Below are 622 nucleotides of genomic sequence, written 5' to 3' on the forward strand. Positions count from 1 at the left end.
AATGACACGACTTCGGCGGTACGCTTGAGCCCCGCTACATTGTCGGCGCGGAATCACTAGACCAGTGAGCTATTACGCACTCTTTCAAGGGTGGCTGCTTCTAAGCCAACCTCCTGGTTGTCTGTGCGACTCCACATCCTTTCCCACTTAGCGTACGCTTAGGGGCCTTAGTCGATGCTCTGGGCTGTTTCCCTCTCGACCATGGAGCTTATCCCCCACAGTCTCACTGCCGTGCTCTCACTTACCGGCATTCGGAGTTTGGCTAAGGTCAGTAACCCGGTAGGGCCCATCGCCTATCCAGTGCTCTACCTCCGGCAAGAAACACACGACGCTGCACCTAAATGCATTTCGGGGAGAACCAGCTATCACGGAGTTTGATTGGCCTTTCACCCCTAACCACAGGTCATCCCCCAGGTTTTCAACCCTGGTGGGTTCGGTCCTCCACGAAGTCTTACCTCCGCTTCAACCTGCCCATGGCTAGATCACTCCGCTTCGGGTCTTGAGCGTGCTACTGAAACGCCCTGTTCGGACTCGCTTTCGCTACGGCTACCCCACCCGGGTTAACCTCGCAACACACCGCAAACTCGCAGGCTCATTCTTCAAAAGGCACGCAGTCACGAGA

At 56.1% G+C, this 622-nt stretch carries 1 rRNA gene; it reads right to left on the reverse strand.

Features of this window, described 5'->3' with window-relative positions:
* Positions 1-622 (reverse strand): 23S ribosomal RNA (locus IEZ05_RS36135); the annotation flags it as partial.

The sequence above is a fragment of the Streptomyces flaveolus genome (assembly GCF_014648815.1).
Lineage (GTDB): Bacteria > Actinomycetota > Actinomycetes > Streptomycetales > Streptomycetaceae > Streptomyces > Streptomyces flaveolus.